This is a genomic window from Promicromonospora kroppenstedtii DSM 19349, assembly GCF_000515355.1.
GTDB lineage: Bacteria > Actinomycetota > Actinomycetes > Actinomycetales > Cellulomonadaceae > Promicromonospora > Promicromonospora kroppenstedtii.
In genome coordinates this window covers 29,825-30,726 of the sequence record NZ_KI911633.1, presented here as the reverse complement: position 1 = coordinate 30,726, position 902 = coordinate 29,825, and the positions used below count along the sequence as shown (strand labels likewise).

Below are 902 nucleotides of genomic sequence, written 5' to 3'. Positions count from 1 at the left end.
GCGCGCGGCGGCGACGGCGCGGTCGACGTCGGCCGCCCGGCCCGCCGCGGCCTTCGCGTAGACCTCGTCGGTCACCGGGTCGAGCACGTCGAACGTGCCGCCGTCGGCCGAGTCGACGAGCTCGCCGCCGATGTAGTGCTGGATGCTGCCCGGCAGGTCGGCGGGCACTCGGGTGGGGTGGTCGGTCACGGTGTCTCCGGGGTTCGCGAGTCGAGGAAGGCCTGCATGGTGGCCCAGCGGTGGTCCCGCGCGGCGATCTCGATCTCGAGCGGGTCGGCGCGGCGGGCGATCAGGTCGAGGATGTGGGCGTGCTCGGCCACGGAGTCGTGCGCCCGCCCCGGCACGAACGCGAACGTGGAGTCGCGCAGGCCGGAGAGCTGCGCCCAGCCGCGGTGCACCATGTCGAGCAGCAGGGCGTTGGGGCACGACTCGAACAGCACCGAGTGGAACTGCCGGTTCAGGGCGGTGAAGGCGTGCGGGTCGAAGTGGTCGAGCAGGGCGCGCAGCCGGTCGTTCACCTCGGCGGCCCGGTCGAGGTCCGCGTCCGAGATGGCGGGCGCCGAGAGGCCGGTCGCGGCCCCCTCGACCACCCCGAGGGCCTGCATGGCCTCGACGTAGCCCCGCTCGTCGATCATCGCGACGCTCGCCCCGACGTTGCGCTCGAACGTGACCAGTCCCTCGGCCTCGAGCCGCCGGATGGCCTCGCGCACGGGAACCACGCTCATGTCGAGCTCGTCGGCGACGCCGCGCAGCACCAGCCGGTAGCCCGGCCCGAGGTCGCGGCGCGCGATCCGGTCGCGCAGGTAGGTGTAGGCCACCTCGGACTTGCTGGCCGTCACCGGGACTCCCGCCATTCCTGGTAGCGGGCGAGCCATTCCGGGTTGGGCGGGAACAGCCCGTCG

The 902-nt window shown here is 73.7% G+C and carries 1 protein-coding gene and 1 pseudogene; both read right to left on the bottom strand.

Going from position 1 to position 902, the window contains the following annotated elements; all coding sequences use genetic code 11:
• A pseudogene (locus PROKR_RS06345) lies at positions 1-189 on the bottom strand (5-carboxymethyl-2-hydroxymuconate semialdehyde dehydrogenase); the annotation flags it as partial.
• Positions 186-854 carry a GntR family transcriptional regulator gene (locus tag PROKR_RS06340; RefSeq protein ID WP_036960821.1) on the bottom strand — a complete coding sequence of 223 codons (669 nt, stop codon included), beginning with the start codon at positions 852-854 and terminating at the stop codon, positions 186-188. The pseudogene PROKR_RS06345 and the gene PROKR_RS06340, both read right to left, overlap by 4 nt.
• Positions 855-902: the final 48 nt, after the last annotated feature.

Bases quoted from the DNA above. Each gene is read 5' to 3' on its own strand.
- PROKR_RS06340 (WP_036960821.1), bottom strand. From the start codon at position 854: ATGGCGGGAGTCCCGGTGACGGCCAGCAAGTCCGAGGTGGCCTACACC.